16 protein-coding genes are annotated in these 18,815 nt (G+C 57.9%); 5 read left to right on the top strand and 11 right to left on the bottom strand.

The window, feature by feature from the left end; genetic code table 11:
- Positions 1-64: 64 nt before the first annotated feature.
- Positions 65-427 carry an iron-sulfur cluster assembly scaffold protein gene (locus tag JST30_11430; protein ID MBS1714935.1) on the bottom strand — a complete coding sequence of 121 codons (363 nt, stop codon included), beginning with the start codon at positions 425-427 and terminating at the stop codon, positions 65-67.
- Positions 417-3,563 (bottom strand): glycosyltransferase, encoded by a 3,147-nt coding sequence (locus JST30_11425; protein MBS1714934.1) that lies wholly within the window; start codon positions 3,561-3,563, stop codon positions 417-419. The genes JST30_11430 and JST30_11425 overlap by 11 nt, the downstream gene beginning before the upstream one ends.
- A gap of 54 nt (positions 3,564-3,617) precedes the next feature.
- Between JST30_11425 and JST30_11420 the strand changes: the two genes are divergently transcribed.
- Positions 3,618-4,340, top strand: a complete 723-nt coding sequence (locus tag JST30_11420) for a hypothetical protein (GenBank protein ID MBS1714933.1) — start codon at positions 3,618-3,620, stop codon at positions 4,338-4,340.
- Here the strand turns inward: JST30_11420 and JST30_11415 are convergent.
- Complete coding sequence (locus tag JST30_11415) at positions 4,323-4,919, bottom strand: class I SAM-dependent methyltransferase (protein MBS1714932.1); 597 nt, start codon at positions 4,917-4,919, stop codon at positions 4,323-4,325. The genes JST30_11420 and JST30_11415 overlap by 18 nt on opposite strands.
- A 54-nt stretch (positions 4,920-4,973) precedes the next feature.
- Here JST30_11415 and JST30_11410 point away from each other — a divergent pair, with 54 nt between their 5' ends.
- The gene (locus tag JST30_11410; protein ID MBS1714931.1) at positions 4,974-5,828 is read left to right on the top strand and encodes a hypothetical protein; all 855 of its coding nucleotides are present in this window, start codon (positions 4,974-4,976) and stop codon (positions 5,826-5,828) included.
- Between the two features lie 364 nt (positions 5,829-6,192).
- Here the strand turns inward: JST30_11410 and JST30_11405 are convergent, their stop codons facing one another.
- The gene (locus JST30_11405; GenBank protein ID MBS1714930.1) at positions 6,193-6,432 is read right to left on the bottom strand and encodes a hypothetical protein; all 240 of its coding nucleotides are present in this window, start codon (positions 6,430-6,432) and stop codon (positions 6,193-6,195) included.
- A 293-nt stretch (positions 6,433-6,725) separates the two neighbouring features.
- On the opposite strand from JST30_11405, the gene JST30_11400 reads away from it, so the two are divergent.
- From JST30_11400 to JST30_11390, 3 genes are read left to right on the top strand one after another with little or no spacing between them, the layout of a single operon-like run.
- Positions 6,726-6,953: a helix-turn-helix domain-containing protein gene (locus JST30_11400; GenBank protein ID MBS1714929.1), complete on the top strand. Its 228-nt coding sequence runs from the start codon at positions 6,726-6,728 to the stop codon at positions 6,951-6,953.
- A 4-nt stretch (positions 6,954-6,957) separates the two neighbouring features.
- Positions 6,958-8,175 carry a hypothetical protein gene (locus JST30_11395; GenBank protein MBS1714928.1) on the top strand — a complete coding sequence of 406 codons (1,218 nt, stop codon included), beginning with the start codon at positions 6,958-6,960 and terminating at the stop codon, positions 8,173-8,175.
- Complete coding sequence (locus JST30_11390) at positions 8,172-8,765, top strand: VWA domain-containing protein (protein MBS1714927.1); 594 nt, start codon at positions 8,172-8,174, stop codon at positions 8,763-8,765. Before JST30_11395 ends, JST30_11390 begins: the two co-directional genes overlap by 4 nt.
- 36 nt (positions 8,766-8,801) lie before the next feature.
- On the opposite strand, the gene JST30_11385 is transcribed toward JST30_11390, so the two are convergent.
- The 7 genes from JST30_11385 to JST30_11355 are packed head-to-tail and all read right to left on the bottom strand — an operon-like array spanning position 8,802 to position 18,616.
- Entirely contained in the window at positions 8,802-12,209 is a 3,408-nt protein-coding gene (locus JST30_11385; GenBank protein MBS1714926.1) for a DEAD/DEAH box helicase family protein, read from the bottom strand.
- A 6-nt stretch (positions 12,210-12,215) separates the two neighbouring features.
- Positions 12,216-12,713, bottom strand: a complete 498-nt coding sequence (locus tag JST30_11380) for a DUF4411 family protein (GenBank protein ID MBS1714925.1) — start codon at positions 12,711-12,713, stop codon at positions 12,216-12,218.
- A complete protein-coding gene (locus JST30_11375; GenBank protein ID MBS1714924.1) occupies positions 12,710-13,915 on the bottom strand; it encodes an ImmA/IrrE family metallo-endopeptidase in 1,206 nt (401 codons plus the stop codon). Before JST30_11375 ends, JST30_11380 begins: the two co-directional genes overlap by 4 nt.
- Positions 13,916-13,927: 12 nt before the next feature.
- Positions 13,928-15,109: a restriction endonuclease subunit S gene (locus tag JST30_11370; GenBank protein ID MBS1714923.1), complete on the bottom strand. Its 1,182-nt coding sequence runs from the start codon at positions 15,107-15,109 to the stop codon at positions 13,928-13,930.
- Entirely contained in the window at positions 15,106-16,122 is a 1,017-nt protein-coding gene (locus tag JST30_11365; GenBank protein ID MBS1714922.1) for a virulence RhuM family protein, read from the bottom strand. Before JST30_11365 ends, JST30_11370 begins: the two co-directional genes overlap by 4 nt.
- Entirely contained in the window at positions 16,119-17,084 is a 966-nt protein-coding gene (locus JST30_11360) for a toll/interleukin-1 receptor domain-containing protein (protein ID MBS1714921.1), read from the bottom strand. Before JST30_11360 ends, JST30_11365 begins: the two co-directional genes overlap by 4 nt.
- Positions 17,081-18,616 (bottom strand): SAM-dependent DNA methyltransferase, encoded by a 1,536-nt coding sequence (locus tag JST30_11355; protein ID MBS1714920.1) that lies wholly within the window; start codon positions 18,614-18,616, stop codon positions 17,081-17,083. Before JST30_11355 ends, JST30_11360 begins: the two co-directional genes overlap by 4 nt.
- Positions 18,617-18,815: the final 199 nt, after the last annotated feature.

Below are 18,815 nucleotides of genomic sequence, written 5' to 3'. Positions count from 1 at the left end.
AGATCCGCTGTCTACGCACGTCCCGCACCAAAACGGTGGCCCGCTCCAATCGAACATCTTCCCTTTACTCCGTTTTGACCCCGCGAAGGCAGCTCCGTAACGCGGAGACTGCCAGGCCGGCTAAGTGGCCCTTGCCTTCCGGTAGTCCTCCTATCAATAGTAACAGGTCATTATCAGAAATTAATTTAGACTTTTCTAATGTTTTGCCTTCGATGACGCGGCAGAGGAGTTCGCAGGACGCCTTTGCGGCAGGACACGTATAAGTCTCGAACGCGGCTTCCTGTACTGTTCCGTCGACGATCCTGAGCGAAAAAAACGCGAACTCTCCTTCGCCTGGAATCCCCACGAGCCCTTCGTGCGTGGGACCCTCCAGTCGGCCGAAGTGGCGACAATCGAGAGCGAGCGCAAGGACCCGGTCACTGTACAAGCCCGGACTCCTCAGGCATTCCGAGCGCCGCATTGATCCGCGCGAGCTGTTCGACGGTCTGACCGTGGCCGGGGTTCAACGAGTGCGCGAGCAACATCCAGTCGCGGGCAGCCGGATAGTCGTCCCTCATAACTTCGGCTACGGCAAGGACGTACGCGGCTTCCGCTACGCCTCGTGAAGCAAGGTGCGCCAAGTGCGGCTTGGCTTCTATAAGCCGCCCGGTCTCCGCCAGACGACGTCCGAGCATGAGCCTGGGTTCCGTCTCGGCAGGATGCCGTTCGACGGCCCTTGAAATGGCCGCTACGTCTCCGCCGGGCCCGCCGATCGCGGACCCATATCTCGCGACCATCCCAATATAGTTCCTTGAGCGGCCCTCTTGCGACTCAACGTGGCCGATGCACCGTTCGGCGCATTCCCAGTCCTCTTTCCCAAGTGCGAGGTCGAACAGTTCAAAGGTGCTGGGAAGGAAGTCGGGAGCTTGTTCGATGGCCGCGCTGTAGTCTGTCTTGGCCTCCGAGTACCGGCCAAGACGCGCAAGGACCCCCGCACGGTTGTGAAGCGTCTTGAACCCTAGGATCCCGATGTCGAAACTGTGGAACGCGGAGTCCGGATCGTAGGCGAGGACCGCGTCATAGTGGACCAGTGCTTCTTCGTACCGCTCCTCCTGCGTGCACGACAGCCCCAGGTGAAAACGGAGCTCGGCGTCTTCTCCCACGCGCTCCAGCCCCTCCTTAAAGGCTTCCTTCGCTTCGTGGTGCCTCCCAAGCTCCCTCAACGAGACGCCCAATAGGTCGTACGCTTTTCGCACGTGGCTTTCGGTAGCGTTCGCCGACTTCAATCCTCTCTTGAGCCACCTTACGGCCTTCCGGTGGTGTCCGGTGAAGTGGCAGGTCATTCCGAGGTTGAACAGCACGAACGGATGCCCGGGCCGTTCGAAGTAATCGAGGGCTAGCAATACCCTGTCCCTCGCGCGCTTCTTCGCCTGACCTGCCTCGGACGTGTCGTATCCCGAATGGAGCACGACTTGCGGCAACCTGCCCAGATCGCCACCATGGAGCCTGATGCTGGGAAGGACCTGCTCGTGGATCCGGCCCTCGAACTGCACGTTCGGGAGCCGTCTGAAGAGCTTGACATGGTCGACTCGGGTTCCAGACGGCGCGCCGTCCTCCACGAACTGCACGGGGACGACAAAGGCGTGCACGTGCCCGGGTGCCCCTACGGCCGACTGTAAGAGTGCCTCACCGGTCGACCAAGGCAAGGTGTCGTCCGCGTCCATCCAAAAGATCCACTTGCCGTTCGCGTACGAGAGCGATCGGTTACGGGCCACTGAAAAGCTCGACTCCCAAGTGTGCTCGTACACGCGCGCGCCGAACGAGCGCGCGATCTCCACCGTCCGGTCGGTCGATCCTGTATCGACCACGACGATCTCCCGGAAGAACGGTGCCGCGCTCCTCAGACAGTCTCCGATCACGCGCTCTTCGTCGCGCACGATCATGCAAAGGCTGACGTCCGCCCGCTCGACCAAAGGGCGCAGCTTTCTGACCAGCACTTCCGGCTTGCGGTCCGCCACGTACGTGCACGCCCTTTCGGACAGTCCAGGGAGCACGTCCACGAACCCTGTCTCAAGGTCGTGCCTCCACTTGTCCTTGTACTTCTGCGCGTTCTCCTGAAGCAGCCGGCCGGAGTCGATTCCGGCCCTTGCAAAACTCGCCGAGCCTTTGTGGTGGACGTACGACCTCGTCGAGACCACGATGCGGTAGCCTGCCCTGCGGATACGGTGACAGAGGTCGTTGTCCTCGAAGAGTCCGGTCCCGAACGATTCGTCGAAAGGTCCGACCTCCTCAAGCACGCGCCTCCTGACGGCCAGGCAAAATCCCACGGCCATGTCCGTGTCGCGGGGCTCCGATCCAGTCGACGCCAGGTCTTCCGCGAACAGTTCGAGGTTTTCGAGGCGCGTGTAAGTCGGCTCTGTCCGCTGAGAATGTCCGACGGTGTTGGAAAGCGGCCCTGCGGCCGCGATCGTGCCTGAGAGTTCTAGATCCTCGATCAGCGCCACGAGTCCCGACCTGGGGACGACCGTATCGCTGTTCAAGAACAGCACTACATCGCCGGAAGAATGTGCGTAGGCTTGGTTGCTGGCTTTGGCGAACCCGAGGTTGCGCTCGTTCTCGATGAGCGTCGCCCATTCGCACTCCTTCACTCTTGACGCGGCCTTGTCGGGGGACCCGTTGTCGACGACGATCACTTCGTGCAGAAGGTCGCGGCAGCTCTCGAGACTGTCGAGGCACGCTGCGATGTCTTCTTCTCCACCGAAGAGCGGGATGCATACGGACACCGTGGGCCACTTCTCAGATGTGCCGCGGCGCTGGCTGGCGCGGGACGCTTCTGGTTCTTTTGCGACCGACGACAACTGAGCAGGGATCCGGATCCGTTCCGCGAACCCGTAGTTCGAAGGGTGCGTCGGATGCAGGTGCCGTAGGGCACGGTCCGACTTCCATCTGCACCAGACGTCCGAGTACCAGCCCGGTACGACTTCGCGCCGGTGAGACCAGGATCCGATCTTCCTTCGGATCCTCTCGTCCGGGCCGCAGTACGACAAGTGGTGGACGATGCCGCACTTTTCTCCGAGAGACATCGTCCGGTCGCCTATGAACTGGCGCAAATGGACGTGGTGCGCGGTGTCGAGTTTGACCAGCATCACGGGCCTAAACGGCTCTCGTGGACGGACGACGTACTCCGGCGACCACCAGTACGTGTCCCATTCCACATTCACCACGTCGGCTTGGTCTCCAGCCGCGACCGACACAAGCTGTCCGAGCAAGCGGTCTTCGATGATCTCGTCGCCATCCGGTATGAGAGCGAAAGAGTAGCCCTGCACCTTGACGAAGTCCAGGGCCGCTCGGCGGTGGGAGTCTTCGTCGGGCCATTCGCCTTCGACGACCGTGGCCCCTGCCTTTACCGCTGCTTGGCCTGCTGCCTGCCAGTCTCCCAGGGCGCCGTGCCATGGGATCCTACTGACGAAAGCGTAGACCGGCCCCGCCCCTTTGAACGACCCGATCGCCTCTTCGAGGTAGTACCGGTCGTCGTGGACGCAATAGACCACGCAGAGCCCTCGGCGCGAGGTCGTCTTACCCATGGATGAAAATCATACAATAGGAACGGTCGCTACGATCCGTCATGATGCGGATTGTTGAGTAACGATCTGTCCGTGACGTTCGAAACGAAGTGCTGGGAAGCAGACTGGCGGCAGGTGCTCGAAGAACGCCACTTCGCGTCCTTGATCGATCGGCACGAAACCCCTTTCGAAGAGCGGAGGATCTTGGTGAACAACGTGAAGGACCCGGTCGCGGCCATGAAGGCGGCCGATCACCTGGTCAAGAAGGGCCTCGCAACATCAGCCATCTTTGTTCCCGACTGCCTTGAGCCCGTCCTCGCTTCGTTCGACCTCGTTGCGGCCGATCTTGGGCGAGGGCTTTGGTACTCGTCCGCCGAACTTGTCGGGATCCGGCTTTGCGAGACGAGGTTCCTCGTGCATTACGCGAGCGATGCGGCCTTAGGCCACCAGAGCGACTGGGTCGGCAGAGGATGCCGGCTTCTATCGGAAGATCTGGAAACAGCATGCGTGAACCCTGTTTGGAACGGGAACCTGCGGGAAGTCCGCTCCGTTTCGGTCGCAGAACGCCGTGGCTATTCGATCGGTCGAGGGTTCTCCGACCAGTGCTATCTTATCGAGGCAGACCGCTGGCGCAAGGCCGACTTGACGCGTCTGCATCCGGCCGCCGACAGGTATCCGGATTACGCAGGCGCACTGTTCGAGATGAGGGCGGATTCTTGGATGAGGTTTTCGGGTCTTTTTCGCGCGACCGACGTGGGAGCGACGTACCTCCACCCAGTCTTACCCGGATCCGTGTAGAAGGGCCATGCGCCTGGCAGTCGTGATCCAATACCAAAGGTTTCCGCGAGACAGGAACCCGGGCAGGCACTCTCGAACTGCCCGCTCGACTCCGCCGTTCAATCCGGGAGCCAGGCTGCTGGCGTTGATGAAGTCGTCGCCGCAAAGGATCCCTCCTTCAACGAGGTTCGGAAGCACGGCCCTAATGGAGCGGCTCACGCTGTCGTAGTCGTGGCTCGCATCGATGTGACAGAACTTCACCGGGCTGGCGTAATCTTCCATGAAGCGGTGACAATCCTCGACGACGGCGCGGATATTGCCTGCGGTCAGAGCCCGCACGTTCGAATCGAACATGGCCTTGACGTCTCGCTCCTTCGCGGCTTTGACTGAGACGTGCTCGGGGTCTTCGTCCGCACTACCCTGCCACGTGTCGACTGCAGTCACGACTTGTGGATGCACTGAGTTTGCGATGGCGCATGTACTTTTACCTTCCCAACTGCCGAATTCGAGGACTGACCCTTCAAGCGGACGGCAAAGTCTGGCGAGCACGGCCAGGAACCGGGCTTGTTCGTCGCTGTACCACTGCTCTCGGAACGACACTGAGTCCGGATTGTATCCGGCACCTGAAAACTGTCGTACAATGTCCGTCAGATCATGCCGATGAAGGCTCGGTACACGGTCGTGGACGGCGAGGTCGTCTCTGAGGTGAGGGGCGGGGTGCGGAAGGACTTCGTCCCCGACCCGCTTGGATCGACCGTGGCCCTGCTCGACAACGCGCAATCGGTGACCGATTCTTGGGAGTACTGGCCGTACGGCGAACTCAGGTCCGGCTCCAGCGCGACACCGTTCCAGTACGTGGGCACCCTCGGCTACTACAAGGACACCAGCCGCAGGACGTACGTCAGGGCCAGGCACTATCGCCAAAACCTCGGAAGATGGATGACCGTGGATCCCATCTGGCCCAAAGAGTCAGCGTACATCTATGCATCTGCGATGCCGCAAGCATTCTCCGACTTTACCGGCCTTAGTGCCCAGATTGGCCTTATTCTTTACATAGCAAAATGCGAAGGCATTTGCGAAAGTCTCGAAAGAGGGCACTTGGATGAAATGGATAGGACAGGTGGTGCCCCAGTGGGTGAAACAATATGCTGTTGCGGCTCACCATACGTGTGCGTCTACGCCGGTGTACTTAAGAAGGGTTTGGGCCATAAGCCACCGTCCTTCATCTTAGAATGTATTGCAAAACACGAGTTGTGGCATGCTCGCAACACGGCGACTTGTAACGGACGGCCAGATGGTCCAACTAACAGTGATGGCAATCCGCGGGAGTGTGAAGCACACATGATTAGCTATTCGTGTGCGATCAACTCCAAGAGCAAGTGCAAAAGGGCCGCGAATCCAGCACAGTGCGAAAGCGATGTCGACGTTTTTCTGCGCTCGGAATGCATTTTCTTCAAGCGAAACAACTGCCCAATCCCTAAGGAATGTGCTAGGTACGGAATTAGATAACATAAGGATTATTTCTATAAATGATGACGCTGCTAATTGCTCTTTCGGGGCTTCCTCTGGTGTCGCCCCAAATACTGTCGGGGCCCGAAGCCATGGCTCTCTACAGGTGCGCGAACAATTCAATCCTTGGCAAGACGGTGCCAAGGGCTTTTACTTTGCAGGCAGTCTGGGCCGATGAGGCCCTGACGCTGATAGTGAAATCGTCGGGCCATAGTCCAAGTATTGTTTCCGCTCCTGTGCGGCAACATGAGGGCCTCGAAACTCAGGGTTTTGGGGACAGCTCCGGTAACAGGCGGAGCCGGAAGTCAAAGAGCTGGGCAAAGAGAACGACAATGCTGCTTGAGACACTGAAGGTAGCACTCCACTATGAACTGCGTTTCCCGGTTACAGTAACAATTGATGATTTCTCTGGAGTCTTCGCGGCCACGTACACAAATGCCAATCGAAGCGACTCCCTAACGATCATTGTTGATAAGTCTAGCGGCAAAATCCAGCCTATGTTCAGGATGTAATGGTGGGGAAACCACAGTGCAAGAATGCGGCCGATCGCCAGACGGTCGAGAAGCAAGATCTTACCATTATCGCGAATGAGGAAATCTGCCACACATCGCTTTTTTGATTGGGGACCGTAAGCGCGTCGATGAGACCCAGCGGGAACTTTGATTGATTCGGTGTTCGTATGGTGGCTCCGTAAGGGCCGACAACCAGCGTGCTTTGTGGCGCACGGTCTCTGGTGCATCGGCCCGTTGAGAGCCACCGCTATCCGACTCTATCAGCTTCACTCTGAGGCACAAGTCGCTCGCCATCGGTGCAAGCGCTTTAGTCCCGGCTAAAGAATCTGGCGTCAATTCGGAACCTAAGAACGCACCGTGTGACCATCGCCGCATGAGTCAGCACATGAATCATTCGAAGCTCGCCTACACAGTCATGGAGGCCTGCCGGCTTCTTTCGCTCTCGCGGGCGTTCGTGTACCGACTCATCGAATCCGGTGAACTGGAAAGCATCACGATCGGGCGCGCTCGTCGCATCACCTCGGCCCAACTGGACGCATTCGTCCAGGCGAGAGAATCCAGGGACGCGCAAGTCGAATCGCGAAGCTTCCACACCTTCAGCCGGTCGCGGTGAAATCATGGAAAGCAACGGAAAACAAACTCACCAATCTGCCGAGCGCGACGCCAAGCAAGCCGGGCTCGACCACGAGATCCAAGAATGGCTGCACACTCACGCCGAGCGCGAGGCCATCCACGAGGCGAAACTGGATGAGCGCTTGTCGGAACATCGGCGGCACATCGAAAGGAAGGGTCGGCAAATCGACCTTGTTGAGTCAATTGAGTCGGAGCGGCTCCAGAAGCTACTCACACAAAGGGTGACCTTGGAGTCCGACCTGTGCGCGGCTAACGAGGTGGCTGTCAAGGCTCTCGCCGTGCTTGGTCTGGAGTACGTGCCTGGTCACACTTCAGTTCAGGACGTCTACGCGATCACAAAGCTGCACGAGGCCGATGCAGCTGACCGTGCGGGGCTAGCCGGAGTGCACACCTCGGCCCTTGGGGGAAGTCAAATTCTCAAATGGGCCGGAATGGTCGGGTGCTTCGTTCTGGCTACCGTCGGCATGGGTGCAGTGGTCATGCAAACGCCACCAAAACAACTCGCCTTCAATCCAATTGCCCTGTTGATCTCGATGGCACTCGCTGCGGTGATCGTGGCAGGTGTCTTCCTCACGGTGCATCCAACGTGGAAGCGCGCCGGAACAATGGCCGCCTCGGCCGATCGGATGAAGCCAAGATTGGCCCTTACGACAGCAATGACCGTTTCTAGTGCGTGCATCTTCGCGGTGGCTCTCATCGACGCCAAGGCAATCCTTGCTGTCAATGCCGCACGCGCACTTGTCGATCCAGCGCACGCGACGCCTTTTTGGCTGGCCTTTCTGATTGGTTGCTGTCTGAGCTCCGTCTATGTCGTGGGTGCGAGTGTTGTCGCTTTCAACGACGCTTACGCAATTGAATCATCGCGGCGAATCGAAGCCGAGCAGAGAAGGCACGAGCGCGCCGAGATGGAAGACCAACGCCACTATCTGGAAGTGCGAAACGCCATCGAGTCGCTCAACACAGTGAAAACGATCGAGCGCGAGCTCGATCGGCTGGATCCGAAGATCCAAGAGGTTCAACGTACGCTTGCCGGGGTGATTGACAGGCATCACTCAGAGACTCCGGAATCTCCCGACATGCCCGAGGAACATAAGGCAGACCTCCGAATCCATCGGAGACACGCTCGATTCGCTGGCTGGAAGGCCCAGGCGCAGGATGCGACGAAGCGATTTCGCCGGGCCGACAAGGAGAACGGACTGTGAAGGGCTACTCGTCCCTCATATTGATCGCGGTGGTTCTGTGCCAGGCCGCTTGCATCCACGGGAGCAGAACTGAACTTGTGCTCGTCGTCGACTACAGCGGAAGCACCCGAGCCGAGCGTGCTCAACAACAAGCAGTTGTCGTATCGAGGCTGGAGTCAGCGGATCCCAGTACGACGTTCAGCCTCTACAGGATGGGGTCTACCACTGAAGAACTTCTCGCGGGAGAAATTGACTCGACGCCAATCGAGGCCATCGTTTCCAGATTGAAACGAGGAACCGACTCGTCGGATAAGCGCCGAGGCACGAACTTCGTTGACATGGCAGAGGCTGTTTCGGCCCGGCTATCCGCAACGACCGCTGACCGCGTACAGGTCACCGTGATGACCGACGGGGGAGATGACTCGGCCTCGAATACCCCCACCATCTCTCGCTACACAAAGTCAATCGATCGAATCTGTAAAGACCGCCGAGTTACATCAGTCGACTTTGTTGGGGTGCTGCCCAAGTACAAGAAGTCGATTCGTGATTCGTGGGCTGCTGCGGGCAACAGGTTACGACTACTTGAGCCTGTTCAAGCATCAGACAAGTGAGAATGAAGCCCTGGCACGGAATTGGCCAGGGCAATCCTATGCCAGGGCGTGTTCTCGGATTGAGGTGAGCGCGCCGATGATCTTGTCGACCCAACCTGACTCGAAGACCCCATCGGGGCCGAGGGGATTGATGTCCGTAAAGGGGGACTCGTACAGTGCCCGCGGCTCCATCACCCCGTGTTCCGTGAGATAGTTGATGATCAGATCGATGAATTCGATCTGGTTCGGATTCAGCTCCCTACCGACAAGAAACTCGTTGAACGCGCACTTCGCAGCCTCTCGATCTAGCCCGACCAGGGATCGCACGAATAATCCAAGCCCCTGCTCCGAAGCCTTTTGGATTGTCTCCTCGTCGCCTGTTCCGCTTTCAACTAGGATCTCCTGCAACTGGGCAAGATCTGCTTCGGTCATCGGCTCGTTCAGGCGGAGTTTCTGGATCGCTTCCTTGTCTTGGTGCGCCCGCAGAAAGGCACGTGCCTTCTCGCGAAATCGCTCAAAGCTGACGGCGCTCGTAAATCCAGGCAAGGTGACCTCGGACTCCTCGCCCATCTCGTCGCCAAAGTCTGTGTAGACCGGATTGCCCTTTTGTCGTTCGATGAGCTTGACCAGTGTGCGCAATCGGAGCCTGACCATCTCCAGCATCGGAACAGTCACATCCTCCCACCATCCATCGTTCTGTAAGTCCTCGATGAGGTTCATCTGAGCCTTGATTGCTGGAATGTCGGCCGACTCCTCTAAAGCTCCGGCAATGTCCTGCACTTGTTGCTTCAGCCGCTTGTAGGTGGGCGATGAATTGAGGAGCGCCAGTTGGACTCGGAGCATTGTCAGATCGAACTGCTTGGACTCCACTGCTTCGGGAGCTTGCTCAGTCGGTAGGCCTGCGATTTCGTGTTCCAGCTCAGCTAGCTTTTCCGGGTCTAGGTCGCCCCACTCCTCAGCTTGCTGGTACTTCTCGACAAACTTCCGCTTTGCACGCACGATGAAATTGCCCGTGTTCATCGAGCCAACCTCCGCCATGAGGATTCCGACGATGGACTTCATCACTTCCTCGTCCGACTTTGGTTCGCCGTATTGTTCGACGTGCTCCCTGACTGCTGTGGCGCCCGTTTCCGTAGAGCTCAGCTTGGCGATCAGCTGCAAGCGAGCCGCAAACAGCCTCGCGGAGAGCGACATGCCAGAAGTGCCGTCAGTGCCCTCCATATCCTGGCTGAAGAACTCTAGATTGCCGCAGTAGTCAAAGATGAAGAACTCCTTCTTGTCCAGACCTGGGCCGAAGAGGTCAGGGCACAAGCGCGTGCCGCGCCCGACCATCTGCCAGAACTTGGTTTTGGAACGAACTTGCTTGAAGAAGACGAGATTCACGACTTCAGGAACATCGATTCCGGTGTCGAGCATGTCCACTGAGATCGCGATCTGAGGCATCTTCGGCGCGCTGCTGAACTTGTCGATGAGATCCTGGGCGTACTCGGTCTTAAAATCGATGACTTTGGCGAAATCGCCCTTGTAAATCGGGTAGTTCTTGTTGAAGCGATCGGCGATGAAGACCGCGTGGTCGTGGTTCTTGGCGAAAATGATGGTCTTGCCAAGCTTATCGCCGCCGTCAACCTTCAGCCCGCGCTCCATTAGGTGCTTAAGCACCTTGTCGACCGTGTCTTCGTTGAACAGCCACTGGTTGATCGCCGTGGCCTCGACCTTCTTGCTCTGGAGCACATCGTCGCGCTCCTTCCAATCGGTGAGCTCAAACTGTTCCTTCTCATCATCGGACAAGTCGTCGTACTTGATCCCTTCAGAGTGGAACTTCAGAGGGACGGACACCGATCGCGCTGGCACCAGGTAGTGGTCAAGAACCGCGTCTTCAAGCGGATATGCGTCGGTCGGCACGCCATCTTCCAACTCGAACAGCTTGTAAGTGTTGCGGTCGACTTCGTCCTTCGGCGTCGCCGTCAATCCTACCAACAGGCTGTCGAAGTAGTCGAAGATCGACTTGTACTTCATGAAGATCGAGCGGTGGGCCTCGTCGATCACGATGAGGTCAAAGTGACCTGGCCCAAACATTCGCTCTTGGCCCTTCGTCTCGTCGATCAGGCCGATCATGGTCGGGTACGTACTGACGTAGATTCTGCCTTCGACGTTCTTCTCGGTGACGAGGTTGACGGTCGTCGCTTCAGGCAAGTGCTTTTTGAACGCGTTCACCGCTTGGTTAACAAGTGCAACGCGGTCGGCCAGGAAGAGCACGCGCTTCGCCCAATTTGCTCGCATCAGTTGGTCAGCAAGGGCAATGACCGTTCGCGTCTTGCCGGCGCCAGTCGCCATAACCAGCAGACTGCGGCGCATGTTGTCCTGCTCGAAGGACTCGCCGATACGGCGTATCGCCCTCGTCTGGTAGTAGCGCTCGACAATTTTCTCGTTGATCGCCGTGCGGGCCAGCAACTTCCGCGACAGTCGCCGCTGGATCATCAGCTCAAGCTCCGCCTTCTTGAAAAACCCCTGCACTTCCCGGGGTGGGTACGACGCGTCGTCCCACATCCAGTGCTGGTAGCCGTTCGTGTAGAAGATCACCGGCCGTTGCCCGAACCGCTTCTCCAAGCAGTCGGCATAGAGCTTTGCCTGGTGCTGCCCCTCGCGAGGATCCCGCTTCGTGCGCTTGGCTTCCACGAGTCCGACCGGTTTGCCATCATCTCCCCAAAGGACGTAGTCGACGAACCCCTTACCCTCGTTGTTCGGCATTCCGTCAACCTCGAATTCTCGGTCTTCGGATTTGTCGAGGGTCCATCCTGCCTCCAAGAGCAGGAGATCAATGAAGAGGTCGCGAGTCTCGGCCTCGGAGTAGTTGTGCCGATCTGGAGTCGCTTCGTTTGCCTTTTTGACTGCCGCAAGCTCCGCACGAGCTTTCTTGAGCTGCTCGTCCAAGTCATCTCGCTCAGAGAGGGCTGTGAACAGCTTCTCACGCTCTGTCGCCAACTGATCGTTCAGTGCTTGGAGCTCGGCCAGGGTCTGCTTTGGGACTCCCGAGTCCGTTGGAAGAAGAGCCGGGTTGAACGTTGTTCCCGGTTCTGGTTTCGCACCCTTCCCGTACGTGCGGACGAGCCAGTAACAGACGTGAAAGAGCTCACGGACAGCTGACACTGACTCGTTCGCCGTCATTGGTTTGTTGGAGTGGACTGCTAGGTTGCCGAGCTCCTTGATCGCGCGGCATTTGTAGAAGACGGGCTGGCCGACGAGCTGCCGGAACGACGGCTCGTGGATGAGTGCGCTCAGGTCTTCGCGATAGGGGAGCTGAACTGCCGGATCGTTCTCGTAAATCCAGGTGACGGCCAACTCGAGGGCGCGGCGTGCGTAGAAGCATGCCGCCCGAGGATCCGGGTTTGCCAAAGCCTCCGCCCGGTAGGCGGATTCGAAGGCTTCGGGAAACTCGAGCTGTAAGAAGGAAAACTGAGAATCCATGACGGATCAGATGGTTAGCACTCCCTCCATCCTTAGCATCTCGAAGAAATCGACGCAATGAATCTGGTAGTGATCGCAGGCGTCCGGAACCTTCAGATATGGAAACGTTGCCTTTCGGCGCTGCTCGTGTGACACAACGATCGCCGGGCCCGAGCCAAAGTCCCCGGTGGCCACGCGGTTGAGCTTCATCGCAGCCGACACAAGGGGCTGATCGCCATCCTCGGATGTCTTTGAAGGGTCAACGAAGTCAGGGAGCTGATTAACCAGCTCTGCCAGACACTCGTCCTGGTCGTCATCGTGTTTGAGGCACAGATGAGGGCGGTCGTCGAACCATTGCCTTCGCTCCTTGTTCTTGAACTCACCAAGCACAACCTCAGGAACGAATAGGCGGCCAGCTTGACCCATCGTATCTATCCAGTCGTAAATTGGCCCGAATTGAAAGTGGGGATCGCCCCACTGGAGGAAGATCAACACATTGTTGTCGAGCAAGTATGTATTGCTCACTCCTCGCCCTCCTCATCGGGAGTGCCCTTGAAAACGTACTCCTCAAGCTTGGGGAAATGGTGCGGTTCAAGATCGAGCAGGTCTCGTGCATCATCAACGCTAAGGCGGCTCTCACGCACTGCAGACAGAACTGCCTTGGAAAAGCCTCGTCCGCGTCTGCCGAGAGTTATCAGCGCGGGCGGCGGCCCGCCCTTCTTCACAGTAGGGGCTGGCTTCTTGGCGTTATCGATGGCAAACCACTGAGAAACAGCGGCCTGTACTCCGCTTCCGAGATCCGGGTTTAGACTAGAGAGCCTGTAGGCCAAGGCATACTTGCTGACACCGTAACGGCGGGCCTGCAGGCGAAAAGAGGCTAGATCCAACTTCGCCGTCTGCGTAAGAGCCGACATTGTGGCCTTCAGAGCATCTGAGTCCGCCGGCAACAAGGTGGCGGCGGCAACGCGGTTGCAAAAGGCTTCTATCTCGGATCGTGATCCGTCGGAGACTTGCCTGAAGGGAATTGCCGCATCCGAAACGCCTGGCATACGCAAGGCAATGTGTGCCAACTCGTGAAGCAGGGTGAAAGTCTTCGCTTCCGCTGCTTGCCTCGTATTGACGGCCACGAGGGGTGCAAAGTCGTGCCACAAGGCAAAGCCCAGCGCTTGCTCGCGCTCAACACCAAATTGTATCGGTACAACCCCTCGCGAAAAGATGGCGTCTCGCCATTCTCGGTAGAGAGCCGCTGGCTCGCCGACACTGAGTTGTTGCTCAACGGAAAGTCCAAGGAAACTGCGCAAGAGCCCTCCGGCGGACTCTGGGTCGTCCTCGACTCGGATGCGAGGTACGTCCTTTGGCTGCGAAAGATTCAATTCTTCGACCAAACATGCCAGAAGCAGTTGCATCCGCTCGGCCTTTCGGATTTCAAGCCGTAACTCAGGGCTATACGAGCTGTCCTCCTTGCCTGGAACAACTCGAAAGTCGGGAGGAAGGGCCGGTTCGACAGGTGGCTTCCGCAAGTAGAACATTGCCAGCGGGCGCTTCAGCTTGTTCGCCACTTGGCGAAGTTGTCTGAAGGTGGGTCGGTCATCTCCTGTCTCCCATTCCTTGTATCGCTGAAGTGAAACACCCGCCGACTTGGCCACCTCGTCAGGTTCAAAGCCACTCGCAGCACGGGCCCATTTCAGGGTCTCGTGACTGAGCCGAGTTCGGACGGTGCTCGACATGGCTCCCTCATTCTAGCGGGAAACGAGTTCTCGCGTCATGTATTCGGGCGGGGTCTGCCCTTGTTCGAAAGCTCGGCTTTGGAGCGTAGAAAAGAGGGCGTCGAGTTTCTCGAGGGCGGATCGGTGGGCGGCTTTGGCGCGGTGGATCGCCTCCACTCGGGCGACGAATCGGCGTTGGAGGTCGATGGGAGGCATGACGGTGATAAGATCCTTCAGAATGCCAGCATTTAGCACGCCCATTGTTCCGCCGTGAGCCACGCTAGATAGCCGAGATTGGGTGGTTGGGAACTGAATCTGGTGAGCTAAGAACGTTGAATTAAGCAATGAGGAGTTAGGCGTAATCTTGAGCAGTCGAGGATTGATGATGCCCGGTTCAATGCCTTCTGGAACAACTAGAACCTTTCCAAATGACCCGACCAGGCTCATTAAGAGATCGCCAGTCTTGACGGCACAGGATTCAAGCTTCTTATACTTGCGTTCGTCGATGTAATAGTCTCCGATCTCAAAACTGCCACCAATGACCTGCTCCTGACCATAGACGCGATACCCATGAGAGACGTAGTCCTCCTTCTTGATAGCTGACCCAAACGGCCCCGCTTTCACGCCATATTTGCCATCGGCCGCATCACGTAGTGGGCGAACTTGCCAGCCCTTGGGGTTGGTGGCGGGGTCGCCAAACATTTCGAGGAAGGTGGCTTGCGGGAGCTGGTCGAGGAGGTCGAGCGCGGCGCGGCGTTTAGCGAGGAGGTCCTCGGCCTTGTCCAGAATCGACGCGATGCGGCGTTGCTCGTCGAGCGGCGGAACCTGGACTGGGATTCTCGCGGCTCCGTCCTTGGTGAGTTTCGCTCGTGTGCTTCCGTTAATGTACGCTCGAACATCTCGATTCTTGAGAGCGTGGAGGAGATATCGAAAATCCATCCTCTCACTCGGTTTCAGGACATGTGCGTGGTTGTTAACCCATGTCTTGCCTTTGATGGCATATGCAATCCCTCGCTTGGGATCATCAAAGTGGCCACCGTCCTCGGCGAGAAGAATTAGCGGCTCGTCAAACAGAAAGCCGTCTATCCATCCCTGCTGACCGTTCGCCCCGTAGTAGGGATACGGCCCCTCCACTCGGTCAGCCTCTTTGACCGGCCTACGTTTTGAATCTAGAAATGTGGCGACCTTCGCTAGCGGTAACGTCTCGTAGGTCATTGTTCCTCCCCTTCGATTCGCTTCACCTCACGTTCAAAGTCGCTCTCGAACGCCTCGTCTTGCCTGACCCTGTACTTTTCGTACTGCTCCTCAGCCAGTCGCTTGGCCACCTCGGCCGAGACCTTGCCAGGGTTGTCGAGCACCTCGAAGCCGTTGAACTGAAGGAAGGCGTCGAGCTTCTCGACCCAGTCGGCCATCTTCATCGCGATGTGCCGCGACGCCTGGAGCTCGGCGTAGTCGAGGTACATCGTGACGATGCGCTCCAAGTCCTTGATCTCCCTCTCGATCAAGTAATTCTTCGCCGTTCCGACATCACCTTTCAGCACCTTGCCGTGCGGTGCGTTCTTCCACGTCGTGAGCCCCATGCTCGGCTTGGTCGCGTCAGCCCGATCGGCGATGATTTCGGCAGCGGTTTGACCACTCACGGCCCAATGGAGCTTGTTCTGGACGGTCGCGAAGAAGGTCTTGGTGATCTCCGCCTTGGCATCGTAGTCGATACTTGCTTGCTCGTAGAGGTCGGTGATCTTCAGATAGAAGCGCCGCTCGCTCGCCCGGATTTCCCGGATGCGTTCAAGGAGCTCGTCGAAGTAGTCCTTGCCGAACCGCTTGTTGAGCTTGAGCCGCTCGTCGTCCAGGACGAAGCCCTTGATGACGTACTCTTTGAGGGTGTTGGTGGCCCAGATCCGGAACTGAGTCGCCTGCTTGGAGTTGACCCGGTAGCCGACGGCAATGATGGCGTCGAGAGAGTAGTGCTCGACCTCGCGTTCGACCTCCCGGTCGCCCTCCACCTGAACTATTCGGAATTTCCGAATAGTTGCCTCGCGGTCGAGTTCGCCAGACTCAAAGACGTTCGCCAGGTGCTCGTTGACGGTCGGCACGGACACGCCAAACAGGTCGGCGATCTTCCGCTGAGAGAGCCAGAACGTCTCGCTCTCGTATGTGACTTCAATTCGGGCCACGCCATCGGTGGCGGTGTAGAGGATGATCTCGCCTGACCTGGGTTGGTCGCTCATGTATTCGCCTCCAACCATCGCTTCGCTGTCGGCGTGACCGAATAGATATGGAGATTCCCGTCGATCGTTCCGGACTCTCGCCAAAAGCCATTTCCTGCGAGCACTCTGACCGATGCCTCGACAAGGCCCCGAGGGTACTCGGGCAACTGCTCGACCAGGGCATAAAGAGAGTGTGCTTGCTCATTGCAGACTATGGCCACGAGCTTACGAAGCATGGCTTCAAGGTCATATCCATACGATTGCCCAAGCTTCAGTGCTTCACCCGGGTTTAGGGTGACGATCACTTGGCGCTGAGCGATTGTTTGATCTTCGTCGACGATGAAGCCGCGAGACTCAAGCATTTGGATGGACTCCTTAACCTGGTCAAAGGAAAGTCCTGCCTCTTCTGCGGGCCCGAGGATTGGTTCGCCCTGAATTAGCACAGTTCCGCTTTCCAGAGACGCTTCAAAGATGATCTGGAGGACTTTGATGTCACGGGCGTTCAAGCCGGGGACAGTGAACCTCGGTGCTGTCAGGTGGGGAGGCGGTGTTCCAAGTGGTGGCTTGGAACTATGTCCGTGAAGCGTCTCGACGATCCGCTTAGCAACGGGTTCCGCACCGCCTTCGGCAGTCCAGTCCAACCAAAGGAGATCACGGAGCACGTCGGGCACTGTACAGTCATCGACCCGAACCGGGATCAAGCGGAGCGCTTTTTGGATGTTGTCGACTGCCGCGACATTGAGTTCTTTTTGAACCCAAGGCTTAACGATGCTTGTATGGGATAGGATGATCACGGCCGCGTCTGTGCCATGAATTCCTTCTGAGAAGATTTTCTGGATCAGGCTGTCGCCTGGTTGCATCTCCCATTTGTCTAACCAAGCGTCCACACCCATCGCACGCAGGCTGACAGCCAGGGGCTCGGCATAGACCGGCTTATCCTCGCTGGCGTGTGAAATGAATGCTCGGTGCGGATCATTACTCATAGCATTGCTTCAAGCTCGCGCATGCCTGCTTGAATCTCCTCTTCTAGTTTCCAGAGCTGTGCCAAGATCTCTTTCGGGTCGCGATGCTCGACCTCCTCGTGCTCGATCTCCTTGTACCGATTGAGGCTGAGGTCGTAGCCGTTGGCCGCGATCTCAGACTTGGGCACAGTGAAGCTCTGAGCCGTTCTTGGATTCTGGCGCTCAGTGTCTGCTCGATGGCCCCACCGTGCCAGTACATCGGGCAGATTGTTCTTGGCGTGCTCTTCCTCGGTCAACTTCGTTGCAGGAACCGGCCCAAGCTTGTCCTCACCAAGAAGGGGAGTCCGTTTGTCGTCGAGGCTCCTGCCGTCAGCTTTGACGTCGTAAAACCAGACCTCGTCTGTTCCCCCCGAGTTGGTCTTGCTGAAGAACAGCACGGCAGTCGAGACGCCGGCGTAGGGCTTGAATGCTCCACTCGGAAGGCTGACAACGGCGTCCAGTTTTTGTTCCTCGACGATGAGCTGGCGGAGAGCCCTGTGAGCGGTGCTCGATCCGAAGAGCACACCGTCAGGGACGATGACCGCGGCCCGACCACCCGGCTTCATGAGCCTGAGGAAGAGTGCAAGGAAAAGGAGCTCGGTCTTCTTCGTCTTGACGATCTGGAGCAAGTCCTTGGCCGTGCTCTCATAGTCCAGAGAGCCTGCGAACGGCGGATTTGCCAAGACCAGCGTGTACTTGTTCGCCTCGCCGCCGTGATCCTGGGCCAAGGAGTCGCGGTAGGTGATGACCGGGTTCTCGACTCCGTGCAACATCATGTTCATGCTGCCGATGCGGAGCATGGTGTTGTCAAAGTCGTAACCGTGGAACATCTGCCCGTGGAAGTGGTCGCGGAGCTTGGGGTCGCGGAGCATTTCCGGGTTCTCGCGGCGAAGGTACTCGCCGGCCGCAACTAAAAAGCCGCAAGTGCCACTGGCTGGATCGCAGATCGTGTCGGTCGGTCGTGGAGCCATCATCTCGACCATAAGCTGGATGATGTGACGCGGAGTGCGGAACTGCCCGTTTTGACCGGCCGTGGCGATCTTGCTGAGCATGTACTCGTACAGGTCGCCCTTGGTGTCCCGGTCTTCCATCGGCACTTTGTCGATGAGGTCGACAACCTTGGACAGGAGTGCAGCGGTCGGGATCGTGAACCGTGCGTCCTTCATGTGATGGGCGTAGGTGCTGCCATTACCGCCTAGCGTCCTGAGGAACGGGAAGACGTGCTCATTCACCACCTCGTACATTTCGGCGGGGGCGAAATGCTTGAACCGGCTCCAACGAAGGTCTTGGTATGAACGCCCTTTCGTATCCTTTCCATCCGGATAGAAACGGTGCTCGATCGGCTGACCGAGGCGAGAGGCCTTGTTCTCCTCAAGCTGCTGGAGCTCGTCGAGACGCCGAAGGAAGAGCAGGTACGTGATCTGCTCCATCACCTCCAGGGGGTTGGAGATTCCACCCGACCAGAACGAGTCCCAGAGTCGGTCGATTTGGTTTCGTAGGTCGCCTGTGAGCATAAGTTCAGATTAGTGGAAGTGAGCGCATTCCGGAAGGTTCATGCCGGTAATTGAGCGCGCAGGTTGTCGAGGTCGGACTGCGTCGTGTTGACGATAGCAGCAGCACAGGAGAGGCAGACACGCTTTGGTATGGGGAATCCATTTTGGAATACTGGAAGCTCAGCACACAACGTCTTCCCGAGAATGCGTCCTTTGCACC

It is taken from the genome of Armatimonadota bacterium, assembly GCA_018268395.1.
Taxonomy (GTDB): Bacteria; Armatimonadota; Fimbriimonadia; order Fimbriimonadales; family Fimbriimonadaceae; genus JAEURO01.
Note: the sequence above shows the minus strand (reverse complement) of the source record. Positions and strands in the feature narration are given on the sequence as shown.